25 protein-coding genes are annotated in these 25,504 nt (G+C 71.1%); 17 read left to right on the forward strand and 8 right to left on the reverse strand.

Annotated features, from left to right (window positions below; translation table 11 throughout):
- Positions 1-76: 76 nt before the first annotated feature.
- Both ABD743_RS21955 and ABD743_RS21960 read right to left on the reverse strand, forming a co-directional pair.
- Entirely contained in the window at positions 77-505 is a 429-nt protein-coding gene (locus ABD743_RS21955) for an ArsR/SmtB family transcription factor (protein ID WP_344724027.1), read from the reverse strand.
- A gap of 23 nt (positions 506-528) precedes the next feature.
- Positions 529-1,140 carry an HhH-GPD-type base excision DNA repair protein gene (locus ABD743_RS21960; protein ID WP_344724028.1) on the reverse strand — a complete coding sequence of 204 codons (612 nt, stop codon included), beginning with the start codon at positions 1,138-1,140 and terminating at the stop codon, positions 529-531.
- Between the two features lie 23 nt (positions 1,141-1,163).
- Here ABD743_RS21960 and ABD743_RS21965 point away from each other — a divergent pair, with 23 nt between their 5' ends.
- The gene (locus ABD743_RS21965) at positions 1,164-2,666 is read left to right on the forward strand and encodes a DUF7782 domain-containing protein (RefSeq protein WP_344724029.1); all 1,503 of its coding nucleotides are present in this window, start codon (positions 1,164-1,166) and stop codon (positions 2,664-2,666) included.
- On the forward strand, positions 2,663-3,088 hold the full coding sequence (gene dtd / locus ABD743_RS21970; RefSeq protein ID WP_344724030.1) for a D-aminoacyl-tRNA deacylase: 426 nt from the start codon (positions 2,663-2,665) through the stop codon (positions 3,086-3,088). Before ABD743_RS21965 ends, dtd begins: the two co-directional genes overlap by 4 nt.
- 104 nt (positions 3,089-3,192) lie before the next feature.
- Here dtd and ABD743_RS21975 read toward each other — a convergent pair whose 3' ends face one another.
- Together ABD743_RS21975 and ABD743_RS21980 are read right to left on the reverse strand one after the other, a co-directional pair.
- Positions 3,193-3,594 carry a hypothetical protein gene (locus ABD743_RS21975; RefSeq protein WP_344724031.1) on the reverse strand — a complete coding sequence of 134 codons (402 nt, stop codon included), beginning with the start codon at positions 3,592-3,594 and terminating at the stop codon, positions 3,193-3,195.
- A gap of 95 nt (positions 3,595-3,689) precedes the next feature.
- On the reverse strand, positions 3,690-4,115 hold the full coding sequence (locus ABD743_RS21980; protein WP_344724032.1) for a helix-turn-helix domain-containing protein: 426 nt from the start codon (positions 4,113-4,115) through the stop codon (positions 3,690-3,692).
- A 158-nt stretch (positions 4,116-4,273) separates the two neighbouring features.
- Here ABD743_RS21980 and ABD743_RS21985 point away from each other — a divergent pair, with 158 nt between their 5' ends.
- From ABD743_RS21985 to ABD743_RS22010, 6 genes are all read left to right on the forward strand, one after another.
- Positions 4,274-5,581, forward strand: a complete 1,308-nt coding sequence (locus tag ABD743_RS21985) for an alpha/beta fold hydrolase (RefSeq protein ID WP_344724033.1) — start codon at positions 4,274-4,276, stop codon at positions 5,579-5,581.
- A gap of 173 nt (positions 5,582-5,754) precedes the next feature.
- On the forward strand, positions 5,755-6,810 hold the full coding sequence (locus ABD743_RS21990) for a sigma-70 family RNA polymerase sigma factor (protein ID WP_241039324.1): 1,056 nt from the start codon (positions 5,755-5,757) through the stop codon (positions 6,808-6,810).
- A gap of 99 nt (positions 6,811-6,909) precedes the next feature.
- Positions 6,910-7,848, forward strand: a complete 939-nt coding sequence (locus tag ABD743_RS21995) for a succinylglutamate desuccinylase/aspartoacylase family protein (protein WP_344724034.1) — start codon at positions 6,910-6,912, stop codon at positions 7,846-7,848.
- A 98-nt stretch (positions 7,849-7,946) separates the two neighbouring features.
- Complete coding sequence (locus ABD743_RS22000; protein WP_344724035.1) at positions 7,947-8,660, forward strand: creatininase family protein; 714 nt, start codon at positions 7,947-7,949, stop codon at positions 8,658-8,660.
- The gene (locus tag ABD743_RS22005; protein WP_344724036.1) at positions 8,657-9,361 is read left to right on the forward strand and encodes an SDR family NAD(P)-dependent oxidoreductase; all 705 of its coding nucleotides are present in this window, start codon (positions 8,657-8,659) and stop codon (positions 9,359-9,361) included. The genes ABD743_RS22000 and ABD743_RS22005 overlap by 4 nt, the downstream gene beginning before the upstream one ends.
- Positions 9,348-10,706: a dipeptidase gene (locus ABD743_RS22010; protein WP_344724037.1), complete on the forward strand. Its 1,359-nt coding sequence runs from the start codon at positions 9,348-9,350 to the stop codon at positions 10,704-10,706. The genes ABD743_RS22005 and ABD743_RS22010 overlap by 14 nt, the downstream gene beginning before the upstream one ends.
- Before the next feature lie 122 nt (positions 10,707-10,828).
- On the opposite strand, the gene ABD743_RS22015 is transcribed toward ABD743_RS22010, so the two are convergent.
- Positions 10,829-12,964, reverse strand: coding sequence for an amidase family protein (locus tag ABD743_RS22015; RefSeq protein WP_344724038.1), 2,136 nt, complete (start codon positions 12,962-12,964; stop codon positions 10,829-10,831).
- A gap of 228 nt (positions 12,965-13,192) precedes the next feature.
- Between ABD743_RS22015 and ABD743_RS22020 the strand changes: the two genes are divergently transcribed.
- The 6 genes from ABD743_RS22020 to ABD743_RS22045 are packed head-to-tail and all read left to right on the forward strand — an operon-like array spanning position 13,193 to position 19,777.
- Complete coding sequence (locus ABD743_RS22020) at positions 13,193-14,836, forward strand: ABC transporter substrate-binding protein (RefSeq protein ID WP_344724039.1); 1,644 nt, start codon at positions 13,193-13,195, stop codon at positions 14,834-14,836.
- Positions 14,837-14,847: 11 nt separating this feature from the next.
- A complete protein-coding gene (locus ABD743_RS22025; protein ID WP_344724040.1) occupies positions 14,848-15,789 on the forward strand; it encodes an ABC transporter permease in 942 nt (313 codons plus the stop codon).
- Positions 15,786-16,646, forward strand: a complete 861-nt coding sequence (locus ABD743_RS22030; RefSeq protein WP_344724041.1) for an ABC transporter permease — start codon at positions 15,786-15,788, stop codon at positions 16,644-16,646. The genes ABD743_RS22025 and ABD743_RS22030 overlap by 4 nt, the downstream gene beginning before the upstream one ends.
- Positions 16,647-16,651: 5 nt before the next feature.
- The gene (locus ABD743_RS22035; RefSeq protein ID WP_344724042.1) at positions 16,652-17,740 is read left to right on the forward strand and encodes an ABC transporter ATP-binding protein; all 1,089 of its coding nucleotides are present in this window, start codon (positions 16,652-16,654) and stop codon (positions 17,738-17,740) included.
- Entirely contained in the window at positions 17,737-18,852 is a 1,116-nt protein-coding gene (locus ABD743_RS22040; protein WP_344724043.1) for an ABC transporter ATP-binding protein, read from the forward strand. The genes ABD743_RS22035 and ABD743_RS22040 overlap by 4 nt, the downstream gene beginning before the upstream one ends.
- Positions 18,827-19,777, forward strand: a complete 951-nt coding sequence (locus ABD743_RS22045; RefSeq protein ID WP_344724044.1) for a glycosylasparaginase — start codon at positions 18,827-18,829, stop codon at positions 19,775-19,777. Before ABD743_RS22040 ends, ABD743_RS22045 begins: the two co-directional genes overlap by 26 nt.
- A gap of 9 nt (positions 19,778-19,786) precedes the next feature.
- On the opposite strand, the gene ABD743_RS22050 is transcribed toward ABD743_RS22045, so the two are convergent.
- A complete protein-coding gene (locus ABD743_RS22050; protein WP_344724045.1) occupies positions 19,787-21,268 on the reverse strand; it encodes an aldehyde dehydrogenase in 1,482 nt (493 codons plus the stop codon).
- A 100-nt stretch (positions 21,269-21,368) separates the two neighbouring features.
- Between ABD743_RS22050 and ABD743_RS22055 the strand changes: the two genes are divergently transcribed.
- A complete protein-coding gene (locus ABD743_RS22055; protein WP_241039320.1) occupies positions 21,369-21,875 on the forward strand; it encodes a flavin reductase family protein in 507 nt (168 codons plus the stop codon).
- Complete coding sequence (locus ABD743_RS22060) at positions 21,872-22,435, forward strand: NAD(P)H-dependent oxidoreductase (protein ID WP_344724046.1); 564 nt, start codon at positions 21,872-21,874, stop codon at positions 22,433-22,435. The genes ABD743_RS22055 and ABD743_RS22060 overlap by 4 nt, the downstream gene beginning before the upstream one ends.
- Here the strand turns inward: ABD743_RS22060 and ABD743_RS22065 are convergent.
- The gene (locus ABD743_RS22065) at positions 22,419-23,399 is read right to left on the reverse strand and encodes a TetR/AcrR family transcriptional regulator C-terminal domain-containing protein (RefSeq protein ID WP_344724047.1); all 981 of its coding nucleotides are present in this window, start codon (positions 23,397-23,399) and stop codon (positions 22,419-22,421) included. The two genes, ABD743_RS22060 and ABD743_RS22065, sit on opposite strands and share 17 nt — an antisense overlap.
- 168 nt (positions 23,400-23,567) lie before the next feature.
- Between ABD743_RS22065 and ABD743_RS22070 the strand changes: the two genes are divergently transcribed.
- Complete coding sequence (locus tag ABD743_RS22070) at positions 23,568-24,776, forward strand: FAD-dependent monooxygenase (protein ID WP_344724048.1); 1,209 nt, start codon at positions 23,568-23,570, stop codon at positions 24,774-24,776.
- Here ABD743_RS22070 and ABD743_RS22075 read toward each other — a convergent pair.
- Complete coding sequence (locus ABD743_RS22075; protein ID WP_344724049.1) at positions 24,766-25,491, reverse strand: TetR/AcrR family transcriptional regulator; 726 nt, start codon at positions 25,489-25,491, stop codon at positions 24,766-24,768. The genes ABD743_RS22070 and ABD743_RS22075 overlap by 11 nt on opposite strands.
- Positions 25,492-25,504: the final 13 nt, after the last annotated feature.

Genomic DNA, 25,504 nt, shown 5'->3' on the forward strand with positions numbered 1-25,504 from the left:
GCCTCCACGGGTCATCGTGCCACTCACGCGATCGGCGCGCCTGTCGACCCGCGCCGAATCCCGCCGAGGCGGCCGGTCAGTCCCTGACGGCGGGCACTGCATCCAGATGCGAGCCCGATCCGCGGTGCGCGTGCAGCTCGACGTCGCCGACCACACCTTCCGACACGACGTCGAGCAGCCGTGTGGTCAGCTCACCGACCACGCGGTACCGGACGAGCCTGCCCTGGCGGTGCGCGGTGACCATTCCGTGCGCCCGCAGCAGCCGCAGCGCGTGGGACACGGAGCTGTCGCTCATGCCGACAGAGAAGGCCAGGTCGGACACGCACAGGTCGCCGGCGTGGTGCAACGCGAGCAGGATGCTCAGCCGGTGCACGTCGCCGAGCGCGTCGAGGACGGCCGCGGAGTGCTGCAGCTGCTCACCGTCGGCGAGCACGGCCGCGGCGTCGCACACCTGGTCGGGGTCGACCACGCGGACGTCGCGGAGCGCAGGGGGCACCTGGTGCACGACTCGATGTTAGTGCCCCGACGTCAGCCCTTCGCCGGAGCCACTCCGCTCTTCGCGGCGGCCTTGGCCGCCTGCTTGAACTCGCGGACCCGGACGAGGGAGGCGGCATCGACGACGTCGGCGACGGAGCGGTACGAGCCGTCCTCGCCGTAGCCACCGGCCGCCTCGCGCCATCCCGTCGGCGTCACCCCGCGCTGCTTGCCGAGCAGTGCGGTGAAGATCTGTGCCTTCTGCTTGCCGAACCCGGGCAGGGCGGCGATCCTGCCGAACAGCTCGTGGCCGTCCTGGACGTCACGCCACATGAGGGTGACGTCGCCGTCGTACTGCTCGACCACCGCGGCGGCCAGCGCCTGCACGCGCCCGGCCATCGATCCCGGGTAGCGGTGCACCGCGGGCGGTCCCCGGAAGATCTCGACCAGTGCGGCAGGGTCGTACGAGGCGAGCTCGCGCGGGTCGAGCTCGTTGCGGCCGAGGCGCTGCGCGAGCAGTGCCGGGCCGGCGAAGGCACGCTCCATCGGGAACTGCTGGTCGAGCAGCATGCCGACCAGCAGCGCGAACGGGTCCCGGTCGAGCAGTGCGTCGGCGTCGGCGTCCTGGCTCAGGCAGAGGGGCACGGCGGAAGAGTAGCGCCGCATCGTCGGCTGGGAGGATTTCTGCCGTGCTTCCTCACCTCTCACCCGCCTCCGCCGACGCACTGCGCACCGCACTGCTCCGGACCGGCTACACCACCGACGGCGTCCGGGCACTGCTCGGAGCCGCGGCGCATGCCGCGCTCGGGCGGGGAGAGGTGGAGCCCGCCTACCGCGCGACCCGCGACGGAGGGGAGCTCGGCGTGCTCGTGCGGCTGCTGCTGCTCGGCGCGGTCGAGCCGGACGCGGCGGTCGCCGCCGCGCTCGCCCCGCTCACCCCGGCCGATGCGGCCGCGGCCGGGCTGCTCCGGGAATCATCGGGCGGCTGGGTGGCCGAGCTCGACCTGCGCCCCTACGGCGACATCGACGGCGACTGGTGGGTGTTCTCCGACCTCGACCAGCGCCGCCAAGAGCGCGACCACGTCACCGGGGTGGGTGCCGCGTCATTGACGCTCGCCGCCGCGACCGCCCGTCGTCCGGTGGGGTCGCTGCTCGACCTCGGCACCGGATGCGGGGTACAGGCCCTGCACGCCACCCGGCACGCCCGCAGCGTCACCGGCACCGACGTCGCCCCGCGGGCCCTCGCGATGGCCCGCGCCACCTTCACCCTCAACGCCCTCGACGTCGAGCTGGTGGACGGGCCGTGGCTGGAGCCGGTGGCGGGGCGCCGGTTCGACCAGATCGTCTCCAACCCGCCGTTCGTGCCCGGCCCGGCCCGCGTGGACTACGTCTACCGCGACTCCGGGCAGGACGGTGACGCCGCGCTCGCCGCGCTGATCCGGTCCTTGCCCGAGCACCTCGAACCGGGCGGCGTGGCGCAGCTGCTCGGCTCCTGGCTGCACGTCCGCGGCGAGGACTGGCCCGAGCGGGTGCGGTCGTGGCTGCCCGACGGGATCGACGCATGGGTCGTGCAGCGCGAGGTGGCCGATCCGGCCCTGCACGTGGGCACGTGGCAGCGCGACTCGGGGATCGACCTCACCTCACCCGTGGCCCGCGAGGAGGCCGGTGCGTGGCTGGACTGGCTCGAACGCGAGCGGGTGGAAGCAGTCGGCTTCGGCTTCATCACGTTGCGCCGCCCGGACGGCGGCCGTCCCGGCGGCGATCCCGTGGTGGTGTTCGAGGACCTGCCCGGCGACGTGGACGACCCGCTCGGGCCGGAGGTCGAGGGCTGGCTGGACCGGGTGGACTGGCTGCGTGAGCACAGCGGCGACGCGGCGCTACTGGCGGAGCGGCTGACCGTGGCGCCGTCGGTGCTCCTAGAGACCTACGCCGAACCCGGCGCGGAAGGCTGGACGGAGGTGGGCTCCGCCGTCGCCCGGCGGGACGGCCCGCGGTGGCGCCACGAGGTCGACGGTCCCGCCGCCGCGCTGCTGGCCGGGTGCCAAGGAGTACTGCCCCTTAACGAGCTTCTGGAGCTGCTGTCGTTCGCCCACGACCGGCCCACCGACGAGCTGGTCACCGCGACGCTCCCCGCCGTGCGGGAGTTCGTGCGGCACGGCGTGCTGGTGCCCGCCGAGGAGCAGGCTCGGTGAGGGCGGTGGCCGCGCGCGTGAGCCGGGCCGAGGTACGTGTGGACGGGGAGGTCGTCGGCCGGATCGACGGGCCAGGGCTGCTGGTGCTGCTCGGCGTGGCCCGCGCCGACGGCCCCGACGCCGCGCCCGTCATGGCCCGCAAGCTGCACGAGCTGCGCATCCTGGCGGACGAGCGGTCGTGCGCCGAGCTGGACGCGCCGCTGCTGGTGGTCAGCCAGTTCACGCTGTACGGAGACACGCGCAAGGGACGGCGACCGTCCTGGTCCGCCGCGGCCCCGCCGGAGCAGGCCGAGCCACTCGTCGAGGCGGTGGTGGCGGCGCTGCGTGAGCGCGGCGCAACCGTTGCCACGGGGGTGTTCGGCGCCGCGATGGAGGTCGAGTCGGTGAACGACGGGCCGTTCACCGTGCTCGTGGACGTCTGAGCCGACGGCGACGGCTGTGACGGAAGCCCCGACCGGCTGGACCGGGCGGGGCTTCTTCTTCCGTCGTGCGGTGCTGCCGCGGCGCCGGGCGCGCCGCTGTCAGCTCACTTGTCGGCGGCGTTCCGGGCGGCGCGAGCCGTGGTGGTGGTCTCGGCGGCGGCGGCCTTGCTGACGTCGGCGGCCTTGTTGACCGCGCTCTCGGTGGCGCTGGCGGTGCGCTGGGCCACCGTCTCCGCGGTGCGCGCGGCCTGTTCGGTGACGGTCTCGGCAGCCTGGGCGCTGGCGGTCAGCACCGTCTTGGCGATGCGGCGCTGGCTCTCCAGGATCTGCTCGGCGAAGTCGAAGTACCGGTCGACGGCGCCCTGAGCGTTGGGCAGCGACGGACGGGAGCCGGTGACGCTCCCGGTGAAGGTCTGGACGGTGTCCGCCCACGTACGCACGGCCGTGGTGACGGCCTCCTGCGTGCGGTTGGCGATCTCGATGAACTGGTCGGTCGGAGCGCTCATGGCTCGGTGCCTTTCGTGCTCGGTGACGTCTGGCGCTACCTAGACTGCGCACCGGCGATAAGTATGTCAAGCAGAGTGGGTGTGATCCCGCCCTCTCAACCCGAGGCGCCGTCGACGAAGCTCCGGTAGACGCCCAGCAGCGCGGCGCGCTGTTCGGCAGTGAGCCGCGGGTCCTTGCGGATCGCCTCCTCGGTGCCACCCGAGTCGGCCGACCCCCCCGACGCGGACCCCGTTCCCGTGACCCAGCCGGCCTGCGACAGCAGTTGCTCCGTGGAGAGTTGCAATGCGTCGGCGATCGAGCGCAGGACTTTCAGCGACGGCTGGTGCAGGCCGCGTTCCACCTGGCTCAGATATGCATTGGAGACGCTCGTCATCGACGCCATCTCCCGCAATGACAGATTGGCCAGCCGCCGCTGGGCACGGATGAACTCTCCCAGCGCGTTCATCTGGGCGACCCATGGCGTGGCGGCCGGCGGGCCGTCGTCCGTCGAATCGTCGGGTCCCGCCTGCGCTGCGCTCATACACCCATCATCGCCTTTCGCGCCCCCCGCCGCGAAACGCCATCATCACTCGATGTTGCCGGGCCGGACAGACGGAGCTACTGTCTGGTAACTCGATTGTCGGAAGCCAAACGACTCGGGTCTTCCTCCTCACCCCTCACTGTTGATGGGAGTTCGCCATGTCCGCGATCTCGAGTACTGGCACGCAACAGAACGGGCCGGCCGACCTCGTGGCCGCCCTGGCGCACCTCACCGGCTACAACACGGCAGCGGCCGCAGGCGGCCTCGCCGAGCTGACCCGGGCAAGCGGTGCGCTCTGGGGCGATGCCCTGGCCCGTTCGACGAGCCCGTTCGAGCTGGCCGACCGTAGCCTGCGCTGGTGGCGCGCCATGCGCGACCGCAGTGTCCCCGGCTGGCACCTGCCCAACGAGATCGTTCTCAGCACGCCGTTCGCACACCTGCGCGACTTCAGCGACCCACCAGCCGACACCGGCACCGCCCAGGTCGTACCGACGCTGGTGCTGCCGCCGCAGGCCGGGCACTCCTCCAGCGTGGTCGACTTCTCCCCCACGCAGAGCCAGCTCGCAGTGATCAAGGCCTCCGGTCTGACCCGGCTCTACGTGCTCGACTGGCGTCCCGCGACCTCGGAGACGACGGGCGTCACCATCACCGACTACCTCGACGTCATCGACCGGTCGATCGAGCTGATGGGCGGGCGCGCCAACCTCATCGGCGACTGCCAGGGCGGGTGGCTCGCCACCATCTACGCCGCACTGCACCCCGAGCGCGTGAACACCCTCACGCTGGCGGGCGCTCCGATCGACTTCCACGCGGGCGAGTCGGTGATCGCATCCTCCACGCGGACGCTCACCAGCGCGTTCGGCCTCGCCCCCTACAAGGCGCTCGTCGCGATGGGCGGCGGCAACATGCCCGGCAAGGCCGTGCTGTCGAACTTCATCGCGATCCAGCCGCAGTCCGAGATCTCCCGTCAGCTGCAACTGCTCGAGCACATCGACGACGCCAAGCACGTGGAGCGCTACCGCGTGTTCGAGGACTGGTTCAAATACACCCAGGACATCCCGGGTGCGTTCTACCTGTGGCTGGTCGAGCACCTGTTCTGGGGCAACGAGCTCATCTCCGGCGATCTCGTGATCGACGGCCGGCGGGCCGACATGACTGCCATCACATGTCCGCTGTTCCTGCTCGCCGGCTCGACCGACCACATCACGCCGCCCCCGCAGCTGTTCGCGGCCGCCGACGCCGTGGGAACGTCGCCGGAGGACATCCAGATCCGCACCGCCACCGGCGGCCACCTCGGGCTGTTCATGGGCCGCGACGCGTTGCGGAAGGACTGGCCGCCTCTCATGGAGACCGTGTACGAGTTGTCGGTGCCGCAGCGGGCGGGGTCGGTCAGGGGTCGCGGCCGGAACCGGGCCGAGGACGCCGTGGCGGACCCGGGAGCTACCCCGCGGGTGCCTGCTCCCTGATGTCTGATTCGGGGACGCCCGGTCCGCGGATGCCCAGTCTGAGGGGCCGCTGAGAAAGCGCTGTGCGCCACAGTGCTGCGGGAACGTTCTGTCGCATGGACGCGTTGAAGCTGCTGAGAACCCCGGCGAAGGCGACCGACAGCGCCCCGCCGGGTGGCGGCAGGGGAGGATAGATGACAGCGCCCACGAAGAACGGGCCCACGAACGCAGCCGGTCCAACCATCCCAACGCAGCGTACCGACTCCGACCACTCCGAGGCCACCTCGGAACGTCCGGAGCTGTCCGCGGAGGACCTGGACGCTCAGAGCCCGGCTGCCGATCTGGTGCGCGTGTACCTGAACGGGATCGGCAAAACGGCGCTGCTGTCCGCGGCGCAGGAGGTCGAGCTGGCCAAGCGGATCGAGGCCGGGGTGTTCGCCCAGCACGTGCTCGACTCGGCTGCCGAGGAGGGCACGGAGCTGGAGGCCCGGTACGCAGCCGACCTGCGTTCCGTGGTCCGCGACGGCATGCGAGCGCGTAACCACCTGCTGGAGGCCAACCTCCGGCTCGTGGTCTCGCTCGCGAAGCGCTACACCGGCCGCGGGATGCCGCTCCTGGACCTGATCCAGGAGGGCAACCTGGGCCTGATCAGGGCGGTCGAGAAGTTCGACTACGCCAAGGGCTTCAAGTTCTCCACCTACGCCACCTGGTGGATCCGGCAGGCGATCACGCGCGGCATGGCCGACCAGGCCCGCACGATCAGGTTGCCCGTCCACCTCGTGGAGCAGGTGAACAAGCTGGCCCGGATCAAGCGCGATCTGCACCAGAAGCTCGGACGCGACGCCACTCACGAGGAGCTGGCGGCCGAGTCCGGCATCGCGGAGGAGAAGATCTCCGACCTGCTCGACCACGCTCGCGACCCGGTGAGCCTGGACATGCCGGTGGGGTCCGAGGAGGAGGCGCCGCTCGGCGACTTCATCGAGGACGGCGAGGCCACCGACGCCGAGACCACGGTGATCTCGCACCTGCTGCACGACGACCTGCGGCGCGTCCTGGCCACCCTGGACGACCGCGAGCAGCAGGTCATCCGGATGCGCTACGGCCTCGACGACGGTCAGCCGTGCACGCTCGACCAGATCGGACGCCGTTTCGGGCTCTCCCGGGAGCGTGTCCGGCAGATCGAGCGCGAGGTGATGGCCAAGCTCCGCATCGGCGAGCGGGCCGACAGGTTGCGCGCCTACGCGAGCTGAGAATCACTACCCGCCGACGGGCTCCGTGAGTGGTGACACCACCCACACCCGCGGCGGGACGGTTCCCTCGACAGCGGCCCGACGCGCAACCTGCACGTTGTGCACGAGTTGATCGTCCCTCTCCCCGACGGCGCACTGGCCGTTCCCTACGTCGAGGTGGCCGGGAAGTCAGCCGGCCCGCATCTCACCGTGATGGCCGGAGTCCACGGCGCCGAGTACACCTCCATCGCCGCGGTCCGCGAGTTCGCCCGTGCCCTCGACCCTGCGTGGGTCCACGGGCGGATCACCGCGGTGCCGGTCGTGAACCTGCTGTCCTTCTGGGAGCGGTCCGCGTTCGTCGTCCCGCTCGACGAGAAGAATCTCAACAGGAGCTTCCCCGGCAATCCCGGCGGCACGTTCACCGAGGTGCTGGCGCACCACATCACCGAGGCCTTCATCCGGCCGACGGACTATCTGCTCGACCTGCATGCGGGTGACCTCCCCGAGGCACTCGAGCCGTTCGTGCTCTACGACGAGTCCCCCGTGGAGGAGCAGTCCCGCCGGCTGGCCCACGCCTACGGGCTCGGCCACGTCGTCCGGCAGGCCCGCGCCGGGCAAACCGTCGGGGGCAGCACCTCGGCCGTGGCCGCCGACCTCGGCATCCCGTCGATCACCGCGGAAGCCGGCCAGAACGGCATCCTCGACCGGGTGAGTGTCGACCGTCATCTCACGGGCCTTGCAAACATCACCCGCCTCCTCGGGATCGACACGCGCCCGTCGTCCGGCACGACCGTGTCCGCTCCGCCCGTCGAGCACGACGGCTGGGTGTGGTTGCGCACGACCACGGCCGGATGGTGGGAACCCGCCGTGGCGCCCGGCACCGACGTGGACGCAGGCGACCTGCTCGGCACGGTCAGCGGCGTGCTCGGCGACCACCGGACCGAGATCCGTGCTCCCGAGGCAGGCGTCCCCTTGTTCGTCACGAGCAGCCCCGCCGTCACCGCCGACGGCCTGCTGATGGGCCTGGCCCGCACGAACGGCCCGGTCGCCCAGACCTGATGGACGAGAGTGCCGCTCGATCAGCAAAGCTCGCGGAAACCCGGCCGTAACCGGTTCTGTATACCGTTGGGAAGATCTCCCCGAGGAGGCCTTACCGCATGCGGTTGCACGACATGAACTGGCAGGCTGTGGAGGCCTACCTGCAGCACGACGACCGGGTCGTCCTGCCGATCGGCTCCACGGAACAGCACGGATACCTCTCGCTCGGCACGGACGCGATCCTGGCGGAGCGCGTGGCGATCGAGGCGGCGGAGCCATTGGGTATACCGGTGCTACCGGTGCTGCCCTTCGGTCTCGCTCCGTACTTCACGGCCTTCCCCGGCAGCCTGACGCTGCGGACGTCGACCTTCCTCGACGTCGTCCGCGACCTGCTGGACACCCTCGCCGGTCAGGGCTTCCGGCGGATCGCCATCGTCAACGGGCACGGCGGCAACGCCCCGGCGCTCGGGCTCGTGAGGGAGTGGGTCGCCGAACCGCGCGAGCACCGGGTGCAGATCGTGTTCACCAGCTGGTACGCGGCGCCCCGGGTGGCGGCCGCTGCCGAGGGTCACGAGCCGGACCCCACCCACGGCAGCTGGTTCGAGAACTTCCCGTGGACCCGCCTCCCGGGCGTCGAGATGCCCGAGGGTCGTAAGCCCACGCTCTCCCGTGAGGTCGTTGCCCAGGCCACACCGGCCGACATCCGGCGGCTGACCGGTGACGGCAGTTTCGGCGGGTCGTACGCCCTCTCCGACGAGGTCATGGACGACATCTGGCAAACCGGGGTCGCCGAGGTGCGCGACCTGCTCACCGACGGCTGGGCGTTCACGTGATCGGCGCCGGGCTGGACGGCCGGGTCGCCCTCGTCACCGGCACCGCCCACGGGATCGGAGACGCGATCATGGCAGCGCTGACCGAGGAGGGCGCCACGGTCCACGGGGTGGACCTCGCCGATCTCGACGTCAGTGACAGCGCCGCGGTCGGCGAGTACGTCGCCGGGCTCCCCCGCATCGACATCCTCGTCAACAACGCGGGCGGTGTGGTCGGCCAGACCCACAAGCCCATCGAGACGGTCACGGACGACGACTGGCGCGCCGTTGTGGACGCCAACCTGACCTCCACCTTCGTCTGCACGCGGGAGGTGGCGCCGCGGATGAAGGCGGCGGGCTGGGGCCGGATCGTGAACATCTCCTCCGGCGCCGGACGCAGCGTCAGCCTCACCGGCATCCAGGCCTACACCAGCGCCAAGGCCGGGCAGATCGGCTTCACTCGGCAGATGGCCCACGAGCTGGGCCCCTTCGGCATCACCGTCAATTGCATCGCCCCGGGCTTCGTGCTCTCCAACCCCTCCTCCGAGGCGCAGTGGCACAGCTACGGCGAGCAGGGCCAGGCTGCGCTGGTGGAGGGCATCGCTCTGCGCCGCCTCGGGCGGGCCGAGGACATCGCCGACGGCGTGCGCTGGTTCACCTCCGACCTCGCGTCCTGGGTGACCGGCCAGACCATCTCGATCGACGGCGGCCATGCTCTCTTTTGATCCCGACGACAGCCGCTATATCGAGGATCTGCGCTCCTACGTCGCCATCCCCAGCATCAGCCGCGAGGCCGACCGCCCGACGATGCAGGCGGCGGCCGAGTGGGTGGCGGCCCGGCTCGACTTCGCGCAGCCCCGCATCGTCGAGACCGGCGGGCACCCGGCAGTTGTGGCCGGGTGGACGGGCGCGCCCGGTGCGCCGACGGTGCTGGTCTACGGCCACTACGACGTGCAGCCCACAGGTGACCTCGACGAGTGGATCACCCCGCCCTTCGAGCTGGCGGTCGCCGACGGGCGACTGCGCGGGCGCGGCGTCACCGACGACAAGGGCCCGACGTACATCGCGCTCGAGGTCGTACGCCAGTTCATGGCGCAGGAGGGCCGGCTGCCGCTCAACGTCAAGTTCCTCCTGGAGGGCGAGGAGGAGATCGGCAGCCCGCACCTGGCCGGCTACGTCCGCGCGCAGGCCGACGAGCTGGCGGCCGACCTCGTGATCTCCGCGGACGGGGCGATGTGGCGTCCGGGCGAGCCGTCCCTCTCCGTCGCCTCCAAGGGACTGCTCGCCCTCGACGTCGAGGTAACCGGCGCGAACCGGGACCTGCACTCCGGCCGCTACGGCGGCACCGTCGCCAACCCGCTGCACGCCCTGAGTCGGATCCTGGCGAGCCTCCACACCCCGGACGGCCGGATCGCCGTGGCCGGGTTCGAGGACGGTATACCGGAGCTCGGGCCGACGGAGCGGGCGGAGATCGCCGCCGTCCCGTTCGACGAGGAGACCTACCGCGCGGACCTCAGGGTCTCCGCCCTGACCGGCGAGCCGGGCCTCTCCACGCTGGAACGGCTGTGGACCCGCCCGACGCTGGAGATCAACGGCGTCACCGGTGGCGGCTCGTACACGGTGATCCCGCGCCGCGCCGCCGCCCACCTGACCTGCCGGCTCGTGCCCGGACAGCAGCCGGACCGGGTGGCCGCCGCGATCCAGGCGCACATCGGCGCACTGGATCTGCCCGGCGTGCGGGTCTCCCTCACGACCGAGCCGGGCGCCGTGCCCGCGTACACGATCGCCCCCGACCACCCCGCGATCCGGGCGGCCCGGCAGGCGCTGGCCGATGTGTACCCCGGCCAGGACGTCCTGCTGGCCCGCATCGGCGGCACCCTGCCGGCCACCACGCTGTTCGAGGAGGCGCTCCGCGCGAAGACGCTCTTCTTCTCCTTCTCCACCTCGGACGAGCTGCTGCACGCACCCAACGAATTCCTGCGCATCCCGCGGCTGCGCGAGGGGATGCGCGCCTGGGAACGGCTGCTCCGGCTGCTGGCCGAGGGGGAACACCGGCTGACTCCGGGGTGAGGGCGGCGCGGCGCGCGGGCACCGCCGGCATCACCACCGGCAGCGGCTGATCGCTGCGAAATCCGGGTGTCGGCGGACCTCGCAACGATCACGGTTTCGGCCCACGATCGTCCGAGTCGCCGTCAGGAGAGCGCGACCTCGACGGCGGCGGCCGCCCGCAGCAGGCCGACGTCATCGCCGCTTCGCGCCGCCAGCTGCAGGCCGACCGGCAGCCCGTCGGCCGTCAGCCCGCAGGGCACGACGATCGCCGGTTGCCCGGAGACGTTGTACGGGGCGGTGAAGATGCCCTCGATCTCGCCTTCCGGCGTGTCGATGGGCGGGGTGCGTTCCGGTGCCGGGTAGGGCACGGCCGGCCCGACCAGCACGTCCACCCCGTCGAGGAGCCGCTCGCCCGCGGGACGCAGCGCGGCCCTTCGCGCCAGTGCAGAGTCGCGACGCCCGGGCGCGACCTCTGCGGCGCTGCGGAGCAGGCGCAACGTGGTGGCCCCGATGCGGCCGGGGTCGGCGTCCGGCCCGGAGATCACCGGCTCATGCACCTGCCAGGCCTCGACCAGCAGGATGTCCTCCAGACACGCGGCGAGCTCGGCCAGCACCGTGCCGTCACGGTCGGCCGTGATCATGCCGGCCACGCGGAGCCGGTCCAGTGCCGCCCGGGTGATCGCCGCGAGCTCGGGGTCCAGCCGCGGGTCGGCGAGCTGGTCGGTCAGCACCCCCAGCCGGTGGGGCCGCGCCGGAACCCCCGACGGCAGGCTGAAGGCGGTTCCGGTGAGCGCCGCCAGCACCGCGGCGGTGTCGGCAACGGACGCCGCGAGCACCCCGACGTGGTCGAGCGTGGGCGAGAGCGGAGTGACCCCCTCGACGCTGACCAGGCCGACGGTCGGCTTCAGGCCGACGATCCCGCAGTACGCCGCCGGGATGCGGATCGACCCGCCGGTGTCGGTGCCCAGCGCGGCCGGGCACACGCCTGCGGCGACCAGGGCCGCCGACCCCCCGCTCGAGCCGCCCGCGGTCCGGTCCGGTCGCGCGGGGTTCATCGCCTCCGGCAGGTCCGGATGCGGGGCGCCCGCCGCGTACTCGAGCAGCGTGGCGAGCGCGAAGACGTCGGCACCAGCCGCCCGCATCGCGGCCACCGCCGTCGCGTCCGACCCGGCAGGCGTGCCCGCCATGTCGTGCGGGTTGCCGTTGCCGCGCGGGCTCCCCGCCACGTCGATGATGTCCTTCACCGCGACGGACATCCCGTGCAGCGGCCCCGACTTCGCCCGCGGCGGCGCGGGCAACGCGGCCACCACGGCGTGCAACGGACGACCGAGCCGCTCCAGCCGCTCGTAGGCGGCGAGCAGCTCGAGGTTGGCCACCTCGCAGACGCGCTCGCCACGTTCGATCGCGCGGATCAGCTCTGCGACGTACCCGGTGAGTGGCCCGGTGAGAGGGCCGAGCTGGACGTCGACCTCGGTCCTTCGGTTGCGGACTGCGAGGTCCCGGTAGATCCCGCTGTGGCTCTTGGCGCTGCCCCGGTTGAAGGTGACCAGCCGGCGGAGCGACCCCGGCAGGTCCGCGGGATCGAAGCCGTCGAATGCCATCGGCGTCACCGGCGCCTGCGCGAGTACCTCCCGGGCGATCGCCAGCATCAACGGCTGAAACCGCGGGTCCTCCAGCGAGTCGGCGATCGACAGGTCCGAGACCGCACCGGCGAAGAGCATCGCGCCGTAGGCCTCCTTGGCCCAGAGGTAGCCGAGGATGTTGTCGGTCGCCTCGGCGTAGGGCAGCGCGTCGGCGATCTCCCGCAGCCGGTCGGTCATCCGCCCGTCCAGCTCGCCGATCCGGAACGTCCCGACGTTGCCCTGCATCACGGTGCCGGGTGCCATCAGGTCGGCACCGAAGTTGACGAAGCAGACGAGGAGCCGGTCGCGCCCGACCACCTCGGACAGCAGGTCCGCGGTGAGGCCGTTCTGCATCGACACGACGACGGCGTCCGGAGCCAGCCGGTCGCGGAGCACCTCGACGGCGGCGGCCGTGTGGTGTCCCTTGACGGCCACGAGCACCACGCCGTCGATCAGCTCCGGAAGGCCCTCGGGAAGCACCGCGGGTGCCCGCACCGTGAACTCACCGACCGGGCCCGTGATCCGCAGGCCTCCGGCGTTGATGGCCGCGACGTGCTCGGGGTCGGCGTCACAGAGAAGGACGCGATGCCCGGATTCGGACAAATGGGCGCCGACCGTGCCGCCGATGGCTCCGGAACCGATAACCGTGAATTTCATAGGTTCTCCTGCTTGTCCGGACACGGCCGACCGACGTACATTCCCCCCAACTGTATACAGTGCATCGGCGTCGAGCTGTAGAAGAGAGGAACAACTTCCCCGGCGTCTCACCCGCGTTACATTCTCGTTTCGCGCTGTTACTGCTCCTGCATGAACTCTCGTCGGGCCTACCCCGAGGCTCGATCGAGGTCATTGCCGGTCCCGCGCCATTGCCCCGAGGAGTTCCCTGTGGCGTCATCCCCCGACGACGGCATGCCCGCCGATTCGTTCGACCGAACCCGGGCGATGTTCGCCCACCAGCTGAACCGCCGGAACGTGCTCCGGCTCGGGCTGGCCGGCCTCGGCACCGCCGGGCTGGCCTCCTTCCTCGCCGCGTGCGGTGGCGGCACGAGCTCGTCCGGCGCGGGCGGTGCCGGTGCCCCGCCCAAGCCCGGCGGCACCGTGACGATCGCCCGCAACCAGGACTCCGTCGACTTCGACAAGACGATGGTCTTCAGCAACGCGTCGATCTGGGTCTACGTCCAGATGTTCGAGGGACTGACGATCGGGAGCCAGGACGGCCGGAACGTCGAGCCCTGGCTGGCCGAGAGCTGGACCCAGTCCGACGACCAGCTGACCTGGACGTTCAAGCTCAAGCAGGGAGTCACGTTCAGCAACGGCGCGCCGATGACCTCGGCCGACGTCAAGTTCTCCCTCGATGAGGCGAGCACGACCACGGGCGGCTGGGAGTTCGTCAACTCCGCCATCGACACCGTCACCGCGCCCGACCCCGCCACCGTCGTGATCAAGACGAAGTACCCCTGGGCGCCACTCCTTGCCGACCTCGCCTGCCCGAGCAACGGGATCATCCCGAACAACTACGGCGGCACGGCCAAGAAGGACTTCTACGCGGCACCGGTCGGCACCGGCCCGTTCGTCTGGGACACCTGGGAGAAGGGCAACAGCCTCACGCTGAAGAAGAACCCGAGCTACTGGCGCCCCGGCCTGCCCTACCTGGACTCCGTGACGTGGCAGGTGGTGCCCGACGACAACACGCGGAACGTGATGATCCAGGGCGGCACAGCGCAGATCAACGAATTTCCGCCGTTCTCAACCGTGGATCAGCTGAAAAACGTGCCGGACGTAACGGTGACATTGTTCCCGTCCACCCGTACCGACTACATCCTGATGAACGAACAACGCCCCCCGTACAACGACGTGCACGTGCGGCGCGCCATCTCCTACGCCATCGATCGGGAATCCTTGGTCAGGGCCGTGCTTTTCGGCAACGGAACCGCGGCCAACTCATTGTTCATGCCGACCGTGCCCTACTACGACAAGAACACGCCGGGGCAGACGTTCGACATGGCCAAGGCCAAGGCGGAAATGGCGATGTCCTCGGTACCCACCGGCTTCACCACCACCTACCTCGCTTCGTCCGGCGACTCGACGGACGCGGCCATCGCCCAGGTCCTGCAGGCCGCGCTGCAGCAGCTGGGAATCACGATGAACATCACCAACAGTGACCCGAGTGCGGTACACGACATGCAGACCTCGCTGAACTACGAGATCAGCCACTCGTACTGGACGATGGACATCAACGACCCCGACGAGCTGGTGCAGTACGCGGTGCTGCCCGAAGGCGGCGGCCACTCGTTCAACACGAGCTACGACAACGCCCAGGCGAGGGACCTCGCCACGCAGGCCGAGAAGACCTTCGACACGGCCGAGCGGCAGAAGATCTACACCCAGCTGCAGACCCTCCTGGCCGAGGACGCCTTCCTGCCCGCGCTGTACTACCAGCCGATCCCTTACGCGCTGCGGTCGAACGTGCAGGGCTTCTCCGTCAGACCGACCGGGCTGTACGACATGGCCACGGTCTCCCTCGCGTAGGCGACGAGCGGATGACCCAGGTCCTCTACATCCTCCGGCGGCTGGTCACGCTGATCCCGGTGCTGCTCGGGATCAGCGTGCTGGTCTTCCTCCTGATCCAGCTCGTCCCCGGCGACCCGGCGGTGACGCTGCTGGGCTCACACGTCACCGACGCCGGGGTCGCCGCGCTGCACCAGCAGCTCGGCCTGGACCAACCCCTGTGGCAGCAGTACGTGAGCTTCCTGGGCCGCCTGCTGCACGGCGACCTCGGGGAGTCCTACCAGTACAAGTCGAGTGTCTCGGCGCTCGTGCTGCAGAACCTCGTGCCCACCGTCTGGTTGATCGTGGTGGGGGCGCTCTTCGCCGTGATGATCAGCGTGCCGCTCGCGGTCTGGGCGGCGAGCAGGCGCGGCGGGGTGGCCGACAACGCGATCCGGTCCATCCCGCTGATCGGCCTGGGGATGCCCGCGTTCTGGTTGGGGATCATGCTGGTGCTGCTGCTGTCGCTCAAGGCACGCATCTTTCCCGCGTCCGGCTTCGGCACGGGGTTCGTCGGGCACGTCGAGTCGATCATCCTGCCAGCGCTCACGGTGGCGCTGGCCCTGGTGCCGATCCTGGTCCGCAGCCTGCGGGCCGGCCTGCTCGACGTCCTGCAGAGCGACTACATCACCACGGCCAGGTCCAAGGGGCTCGCGGCGCCCCGGGTCGTGCTGGGCCACGCCCTGCGCAACGCGGCGGTGTCCTCGATCACCGTGCTCGGCGTCAACATCGCCTACCTCATCGGCTCGACGATCGTCGTCGAGCGCGTCTTCGCACTGAACGGCATCGGTTACCTCATGCTCACCGCGATCCTGAACCGCGACTTCCCGATCGTGCAGGGGGTGACCCTGGTCTTCGCCGTCATGGTGGTGACCGTCAACCTCCTCACCGACCTGGCGCACGCCTCACTCGACCCCCGGGTCAGGCTCGCGTGACGACGATCGCCTTCCCCGGACGCACGACCGACGCGGCCCCACGGCGGCGAGCGGGCTCGGTCAACGTCACATTGATCGCCGGGCTCACGTTGTTCCTGCTCATCGCACTGGCGGCCATCTGCGCGCCGCTGCTGACGAGCGCCGACCCCATCGCCCAGGACCTCCTCAACGCCCGGCTCCCCCCGGGTTCGCCCGGGCACCTGCTGGGCACGGACCAGCTCGGCCGCGACGTGCTGTCCCGGCTGCTCTACGGCGGCCGGACCGACCTGCAGGTGGGCGTGCTGGCCGTCGTCACGCCGTTCGTCGTCGGCACCGTGCTGGGCCTGCTGACCGGCTGGATCGGCGGGTGGTTCGATCTGGTGGTGATGCGGGTGGTCGACGTCGTCGTCGCCTTCCCGTTCTTCGTGCTGGTCATCGCGCTGGTGTTCGCGCTCGGCGCGGGCACCGGCAGCATCTACGTGGCGATCTCCATGGTCGGCTGGGTCGCGTACTGCCGCATCGTGCGCGGCGAGGTGCTGCGGGCCAAGGAGCAGGAGTACGCGCTGGCGGCACGGGCGAGCGGCCTGCCTACCTGGCGGATCCTGTTCCGGCACCTGCTGCCCAACGTGGTGGTGCAGGCTGTCGTCTACTCGATGAGCGACATCGTGCTCACGATCCTCGCCATCGTGACCTTGAGCTACCTCGGCCTCGGGGTGCCACCGCCGACACCGGACTGGGGATCGATGATCCAGGACGGGCAGCAGTTCCTGCTCACCCAGTGGTACATCGCCACCATCCCCGGCCTCGCCGTCGTCCTCGTGGGCTTCGCGCTCGCGCTGGTCGCCGACGGTCTCGTCGAACGGTTCGGTCAGCGATGATCGGCGTGCGCAAGGAGACGGAACGAGTTCGGGCCCGGACGGTGAAGGACGGCCATGCGCTGCTCGAGGTCCACGACCTGCAGGTGGAGATTCCCCTGCCGCGCGGCCGGCTGCACGCGGTGCGCGGGGTGTCGCTGCAGGTCGATGCCGGCGAGGCGGTCGGTGTGGTGGGCGAGTCGGGCTCCGGCAAGAGCCTGACCCTTCGTGCCCTGCTCGGCCTGCTGCCGCACCCGGCGCGTCTCACCGGAGGGTCGATCCTGCTCGACGGCGTCGACGTCACGGGCCTGCCCGAGCGGCGGCGCCGGCAGGTGCTGACCGAGGCGATGAGCATGGTCTTCCAGGACTCGCTCACGGCGCTGAACCCGGTGATGCGGGTCGGCGACCAGATCGCCGAGGTGCCGCGGCGCCGTTTCGGGATGTCGCGCTCCGAGGCACACGCGCGGGCGGTCGAACTGATGGACCGGGTGGGGATACCCGACCCGGAGAAGCGGTTCCGCGCCTACCCCCACGAGCTGTCGGGCGGAATGCGCCAGCGCGTGTGCATCGCCATCGCGCTCTCGGCCGCACCGCGGCTGATCCTGGCCGACGAACCCACCACCGCCCTCGACGTGACGATCCAGGCGCAGGTGCTCGACGTCATCGACACACTGCGCCGCGATGAGCAGCTCGGCCTCGTCCTCGTCAGCCACGACCTGGCCGTGATCAGCCAGACCTGCTCACGGGTCTACGTCATGTACGCCGGGCGTGTCGTCGAGTCCGGGGAGATACGGGCGGTGCTCACCGGCCCGCGGCACCCGTACTCGTTCGCGCTGCTGCGGTCGGTGCCCGACCCGGACGCGCCGGTCCACCGGCTGCTGACCATCCCCGGCCAGCCTCCGAGCCTCACGGCCGCACACAGCGGCTGCTCGTTCGCGCCTCGCTGCGCGTTCGCGCAGGAGCAGTGCACGGCCGAGGAGGGCGATCCCGGGCTCGTCCCCGTCGCCGCGGGAGAAAGCGCCGAGGGCCATCACGACAGCGCCTGCCTCCGCTGGGAGACCGCGCCGGAGTGGGACGACACCTCCCTGCCCGTCGATGCGCTGGAGCGCCGGTCATGAGCGTCACCGCACTCACCACGCAGGCGCCGGACGAGGCGGTCCTGACCGTCTCCGGGCTGGTCCAGCACTTCGTCGGCGCCCGCACCTGGACCGACCGGCTGGCCGGTCGCCAGGCCCACGTGGTGAAGGCCGTGGACGGTGTCGACCTCACGCTCGCCGCGGGTGAGACGCTCGGCCTGGTGGGCGAGTCCGGCTGTGGCAAGTCGACGTTGAGCCGTGCCGTCATGGGCCTGTACCGGCCCACCGCCGGCGAGATCCGCTACGGCGGTGGTCTGGTCGAGGGCCGGCCGAACAGGGAGCAGCGACGTACAACGCAGATGGTGTTCCAGGACCCGTACAGCTCTCTGAACCCGCGGATGACCGTGGGCCAGACGATCGGCGAGCTGCTGCGCTACCACCGGGTCGTCCCACGTGAACAGGTCGCGGCCCGCAGCCGGGAGCTGATGGACCTCGTCGGCCTGCCGCACGACGCGCTGGGACGCACCCCGCGGCAGTTCAGCGGCGGCCAGCGCCAGCGGATCGGCATCGCCCGCGCGCTGGCCCTCGAGCCGAAGGTGCTGATCGCGGACGAGCCGGTCTCGGCCCTCGACGTCTCGGTCCAGGCGACGATCATCAACCTGCTGCTCGACCTCAAGGAGTCGCTCGGCTTGTCGATGATCTTCGTATCGCACAACATGGCTGTAGTGCGCCAGGTGAGCGACCGGATCGCCGTCATGTACCGGGGCAGGATCGTCGAGACCGGCACGACGAACGAACTGTTCACCGACCCGGCGCACCCCTACACCCGGCTGCTGCTCGGCTCGGTGCCGCGGATGCTCACCCGGGTCCACGGAGCTCACGCGGAGGGCACGGCCGATCCGCTTGCGGTGGTGGACGGCGAACCCGGGGCGGACGGGTCGCCGTTCGCCGCACACGCTGTGGAGGGAGAAGGCACCGGATGCCGGTTCCGGCCACGGTGCCCGGTGGCGGTCGCCGCCTGCGCCACCGAACCGCACCTGCTTCCGCTCCCGGACGACCCGCAGCGGGCGGCTGCCTGCTGGCACGCACCCGAACGACCCGCGACCCCACGTCGAAAGGACATGCCCGGTGACCGAACCGGTGATCATCGGTAGCGAGCGCAGCGAGGCGGGCCTGCCCGCCGGGATGGCTGTGCTCCTGACCGGCGGATCCGCGCTCGACGCGGTGGAGGCAGCCCTGCGGCTGTGCGAGGACAACCTCGCCGACCACTACGTCGGCACAGGGGGCCTGCCCAACGCCCGCGGAGAGGTCGAGCTGGACGCCTCCGTGATGGTCGGTTCCACCCGGGCGTTCGGGGCTGTCGCCGCGCTCCACGGCTACCCCCACCCGATCTCCGTCGCCCGCGCCGTCATGGAACGCCTTCCCCAGCACGCGCTGCTCGTCGGCGAGGGCGCCGAGCTCTTCGCCGACGAGTGCGGGTTCGGCAAGGCCGAGCTCCTCACGGAAGAGGCGCGCAAGCAGTGGCGGGAGGCGCTGTCGGTCACCGGCGAGTCCGTGGAGGGCGAGAACACGCGAGGTGGCTCGGGGGACATCGCCTACCGGCTCGCGGCGCTGGAGCTGGTGAAGCGGCTGGCCCCGCACGACGGGCCGTGGGGCACGATCAACGTCCTCGCCCTCGACAGCAGCGGCGAGCTGGTGGTCGGGGTCTCCACGAGCGGCTACCCGTGGAAGTACCCCGGCCGGGTCGGAGACTCGGCGATCGCCGGCGCAGGCAACTACTGCGACCTGCGCTACGGGGGCGCGGCGTGCACCGGCCGGGGTGAGCTGAGCATCCGGGCCACCGGCGCCCGTGTCGTCGTCGACCGGCTCGCCGCCGGGGACGACCCGGAGTCCGCATGCGCAGCCATGCTCGCCGACGCCGCCACGCTGCCCGACGAGTTCCGCGCGGAGCTGCGGGTGCTCGCCCTGACCCCCGACGGTCGCCACGGCGGTGCGTCCGGGCAGCGGGGCTCGACGTACTGCGTCATGACCGGCAGCGACCCGCAGCTCCGGTTCGCCCGGCGACGCGTCCTGGCCTGACGACCGTGATCAGCCCAGCGTGAACGGATCGCGGGTGCCGCCGGTGAGCTCGACCCACACCGACTTGTTCTCCAGGTACTCGTCGAGCCCGGCCGCTCCGTTCTCCCGGCCGAGGCCGCTGGCGCCGAACCCGCCGAAGGGCACACCCGGCGAGACCACGCGGTAGGCGTTGATCCAGACGGTGCCGGCCCGCAGCCGCGCGGCCACGCGGTGGGCGCGGTGCACGTCCTTCGTCCAGACGGCACCGGCGAGCCCGTAGGGGGTGTCGTTGGCGAGCTTCAGCGCCTCGTCCTCGTCGGTGAAGGTGAGCGCGGCGAGCACCGGGCCGAACACCTCCTCGCGCACCACGGTGGAGCCCGGGGTGACGTCGGTGAGCACGGTCGGCCGGACGAACAGCCCGCCCAGCCCCTCGTCGGCGGCACCGCCGTAGGCGATCGTGGCGCCCTCGGCCCGAGCGGACTCGAGGAAGCCGAGCACCTTCTCGTACTGCGGCCGGTTGGCGACCGGACCCATCTCGGTACTGGGGTCGTTCGGGTCGCCGAGCCGGATCCGCGCGGCGCGCTCCGCCACGAGGCCCACCAGCTCGTCGTGGACGTCGGCGTGCACGATCAGCCGCGAGCCGGCCATGCACGTCTGACCGGTGGCGGCGAACACGCCGGCGACCAGCCCGTTGGCCGCGGCCTGCAGGTCGGCGTCCGGGAAGACGATCTGCGGGGACTTGCCGCCCAGTTCGAGCGTGACCTTGTTGATGTTCTCGGCAGCCGCCGCGGCGACCGCCCTGCCGGTGGCGGTGGACCCCGTGAACGCCACCTTGTCCACGCCGGAGTGGGCGGCGAGCGTGGCTCCCACCTCCCGGGAGAGGCCCGTGACGACGTTGACCACTCCCGCCGGGAACCCGGCCTGCTCGACCAGTTCGACGAACGCGAGCGTGGACGCCGGCGCGTGCTCCGACGGCTTGACGACGACCGTGCAGCCCGCCGCGAGCGCGGGGGCCAGCTTCCAGGTCATCAGCAGCAGCGGAGAGTTCCACGGGGTGATCGCCGCGACCACCCCGACCGGCTCGCGGCGGGTGTACACGAGGTAGTTGGGATTGCCCGGAGGAATCTGCCGGCCCTCGATCTTGTCGGCGAGCCCGGCGTAGTAGTGGAACCAGGTGCCGATCCCGTTCAGCTGGCCGATCATCTCGCGGTAGAGCTTGCCCGAGTCGTTCACCTCGAGCCGGGCCAGCCGCTCCGCGTTCTCCGTGACGAGGTCGCCCAGTCGGCGTAGCAGCGCCGCCCGCGCGAACCCGGTGAGCCCGGACCACTCCTCGCTCTCGAAGGCCGCACGCGCAGCGGCGACAGCCGCGTCGACGTCCTCGGGTCCCCCGTCGGGCACCACGGCCCACGGCTTTCCGGTGTAGGGGTTCTGCGACTCGAAGGTGCGGCCGGACAGTGCGTCGACGGCTTTCCCGCCGATCGTCATCCGGAACTGCTCCAGCTCGGTAGCCATGGCCCGACCGTACGAGCGCCGACCGTTGCGGTCCACGTCCGATGTGGGCTCCGACACGCCGACATCACCGCGCACGGCATCGGCGATTTACGCTCGATTCATGAGCGCACCACCCGGTCCCGTCTCTCCGGCCGTCATGCGGGAGGTGCTCGGTCACTTCGTGTCCGGCATCGTGGTCGTCACTGCCACCGGACCCGACGGGCCGATCGGGTTCACGTGCCAGTCCTTCGCGTCGCTGTCGCTCGATCCGCCGCTGATCAGCTTCGCACCGGCGCGCTCGTCGTCGACCTGGCCCCGGATCCGCGAGCTCGGCGCATTCTGCGTCAACGTCCTCGCCGCCGACCACCAGGAGATCAGCAACGGGTTCGCCCGCTCCGGTGTGGACAAGTTCGCCGGGGTGGGGTGGCAGCCCGCTCCGTCCGGCACTCCGATCCTCGACGGAGTTACTGCGTGGATCGACTGCGCGTTGTGGAACGAGTACGACGGCGGTGACCATACGATCGCCGTCGGCCTCGTGAACGACCTCGGCGCCGATCCGGCGCGCCTGCCCCTGCTGTACTACCGCGGCCGGTACAGCGTCACAGCCGATCCGAAGGAAACTCCATGACCGAGCGTTCACCCGGATCGCTGTCAGTGCTCGGCATCGCCGGCGGCCCGGAGGCCGGCGGGCGCACCAGCACCGCGATCGCCGGCATCCTCAGCGGCGCCGCCGCGGCGGGCGCCGCCACCACGCTCGTCGAGCTCGCGTTCACCCCGCACTCGGAGGTGGTGGCCGCGATCGAGACCGCCGACGCCGTGGTGCTGGGCAGCCCGGTCTACCGCGCCACCTACAGCGCCCTGCTGAAGGGGCTGCTCGAGGGCACCGAGCGCGGCAAGTGGGGCGAGACCACCGCTCCGCTGCAGGGCAAGGCGGCGGCCATCGTGCTGACCGGCGCCAGCGCCCACCACTTCCTCGCCCTCGGCGACCTGCGCAACGTGCTCGCGAACTTCTTCGCGGTGCAGGTGCTGTCGCCGGGGCTGTACTTCGACCACGGCGGCTTCCTCGATCGCAGCACGCTCACCGAGGGCAGCGCCACCATCGCCGCTACGCACGGCTCGGCACTGGTCGACCTGGCCGCCGCCGTGCGCTCGTCGAAGACGCTGAGCGAGATCACGCCGCAGGTCTAGGCCCCTGGGGGATCACGACGGCGAAGCCGTCCAGTAGGCGCTGCAGGCCGAACTCGAAGAGCGTGTCCAGGTCGAAGTCGTACGGGGTGGAGAGCACCCGCACGAACGTCGGGAAGCGGCCGTCGCCGACGATCGAGCGCACTGCTGCTTCCTGGGTGTCCATCCACTGGTCGGGGTTGAGCCCGGTGGCCGCCTCGGCCTCGGCCTCCGGTTCGAGGTTCACCGCCGTACCACGCACGTAGTTGACGAGCGTGAGGTAGACCGTCATCAGTGTCACGTGGTCGGCACCGCTGCTGTCGAGCGCGGCCAGCGTCCACTCGGACAGGGCCAGCCCTCCGGCGACGGCCTGGGGCCGTGTCATGGACATCGCCGGGGCGAGCCAGGGGTGGCGGCGGAACAACGTCCACAGCGTGCGGCCCGCGATCTCCAGCCGGGGCCGCCACCCGTCCGGGGCGTCCGCAGGCGCCCGCCACTCGCCCAGTGCGGCGTCCAACATCCGCAGCACGAGGTCGTCCTTGTCGACGACGTGCCGGTAGAGGGCCATCGTGGCCGCCCCCAGCTCGGCGGCCACCCGTCGCATCGACAGGCCGTCGAGCCCTTCGGCGTCGGCGATGGCGACGGCCACGGCGACGATCCGTTCGGGGGTCAGGGCGGCGTCGGGCGCGGGGCGGACGCGGGGCCGGGCCGGTTCGAGCGACGGTTCCGATGCTGCCGGGGGCACGACCGTCCTGGGCTGCGTCGCCCCCGGGCGCGTCTCCACCACGGTGCCCGATCCGGGCACAGCGCGTACCAGCCCCTCCTGACGCAGCACGCCCAGCGCCTTGGTGGCGGTGGCCATGGCGACGCCGAAGCCCCGGGTGATCTCCCGCGTGGACGGCACCCGGTCGCCGGGCGCGAGCTCACCCGTCTCGATTCGCCTGCGCAGCTCGGCGACGATCCGCGCATACGGCGGACTGCTCTCCACGGTTCCCTCCGTACTAGTGCACTTTGACACCGGCCGAGGGTAGCCACTCCCCCGGCGAACCGTCGAGGCAGGTCGACCCCAGATGGCCCGTACTAGTGCACTTGATTCCATCATTTATGCTGCTAGACGACTTGATCTGAAGTGTCTGTACGTCGTACGCTACCGCACATGCAGAACACGAACATCCTCATCTCCGGGGCGAGCATCGCCGGCCCCGCGCTTGCGTACTGGCTACGCGAGAACGGTTTCACTCCCACCGTCGTCGAGCGGGCACCCGCGCCGCGACCCGGTGGCCAAGCCGTCGACCTACGGGGCGCGGGACGCACCGTCGTGGAGCGCATGGGACTCATGGACGACGTCCGGGCCGTCACCCTCGACCAGCGCGGCATCGCGTACGTCGACGACAGGGGCCGGATCAAGGCCCGGCTGGGGGCCGACGCGTTCGGCGGCGAGGGCATCGTCTCGGAGATCGAGGTCCTGCGCGGCGACCTGGCCGAGGTCCTCCACCGCGCGACGCTCCCGGGCACCGAGTACCTGTTCGACGACACGATCACCGGAATCGACCAGGACGACGACGGTGCCACCGCCACCTTCGAGAAGGCGGCGCCGCGCCGCTTCGGGCTGGTCATCGGCGCCGACGGACTGCACTCGACGGTCCGGGCACTCGCGTTCGGGCCGGAGTCGGCCACGGTCCGTCCGATCGGCGGCTACACCGCCTGGTTCACCGCGCCCGCCGACATCGATCTCGACGGCTGGTACCTCATGCACAACGCCCCCGGCGGGCTCGTGGCGTCGGCCCGGCCCGGCCGACTCCCGCACGAGCTCAAGGCCGGCCTCAGCTTCCGCTCGGACCCGATCTCCTACGACCGCAGGGACATCGCCCAGCAACGGGACATCGTGTCCCGGCACTTCACGGGCGTCGGATGGGAGGCCCCGCGGCTCGTCGCGGCGATGCACGAGGCAGCGGATTTCTCGTTCGACTCGATGGGCCAGGTGCATCTCGACCGCTGGTCGGCGGGCCGGGTCGCACTTCTCGGCGACGCGGGCTACTGCCCGAGCCCGCTCACCGGCCTGGGCACGAGCCTCGCCCTCGTCGGCGCCTACGTGCTCGCCGGGGAACTCGCCGCCGCCGACGGCGACCATCGCGTGGCGTTCGCCCACTACGAGCAGATCATGCGTCCCTACGTGACGGAGGGACAGAAGCTCCCGCCCGGCGGCATCAACGGGTTCGCTCCGGGGAGCCGCCTCGACATCGCCGTCCGGACGGCGTCGATGAGGTGGATGACCCGCTGGCCGCTACGCCCTCTGATCGCCGCCCAGTTCGCGAAGGCCGGGAACATCACGCTCCCCGACTACGGGCAGCGAGTCAGGGTGTAGTGCCTCCCGCTCCCGACGCGATCCCGGTGAGCAGGCAGTCGAGGCCGAACTCGAACCGGGCGTCGGCGTCCGGGTCGTCGGCCTCGAGGATGCGGCGGTTGAAATGCGGGTAGCGGCCCGACTCGACGACCTGGCGCACGTAGGTGCCGATGGACGCGCGCCACTCGTCCTCGGTCATCCCGGTGGCGCGCTGGGCCTCGCGATCGGCCAGTTCGGCAGCCACCGAACCGAGGACGTAGGTGTTCACCGCGCTGACGATCATCTGCGCCCTGGTCGCGTCGTGGGTGAAACGGTCGACCACGGCGAGGGCATGGTCGAGTCGACCGATGACGTTCGGGCCCAGCGCCACGCGGCGTGAGGCCTGCTGGGCGAGCCACGGGTGCCGCAGCAGCGACACGCGGAAGCCCCGGGCCACCTCCGTCAGCCCGGCCCGCCAGTCGTCGCCGGGGGGCGGCGGCAACGGCGCCTCCCCGTAAACGGAATCGATCATGAGCTCGATCAGCTCGTCCTTGCCGGTGATGTGCCGATAGATCGATGTCGTGCCCGAGCCCAGCTCCGTGGCGATGCGCCGCATCGAGAGCGCGTCGATGCCCTCGGCATCGGCCAGATCGACGGCAGCGCGCACGATCTTCTGCTCGCTCAGTACCGGGCGTGCGCCGCGATCGCGATCGCGCATCCAGACCAGCGCGGCAGGCGGACGTCCACGAGCAGACATGGGCACAGTGTAC

It is taken from the genome of Pseudonocardia yunnanensis (assembly GCF_039534065.1).
GTDB lineage: Bacteria > Actinomycetota > Actinomycetes > Mycobacteriales > Pseudonocardiaceae > Pseudonocardia > Pseudonocardia yunnanensis.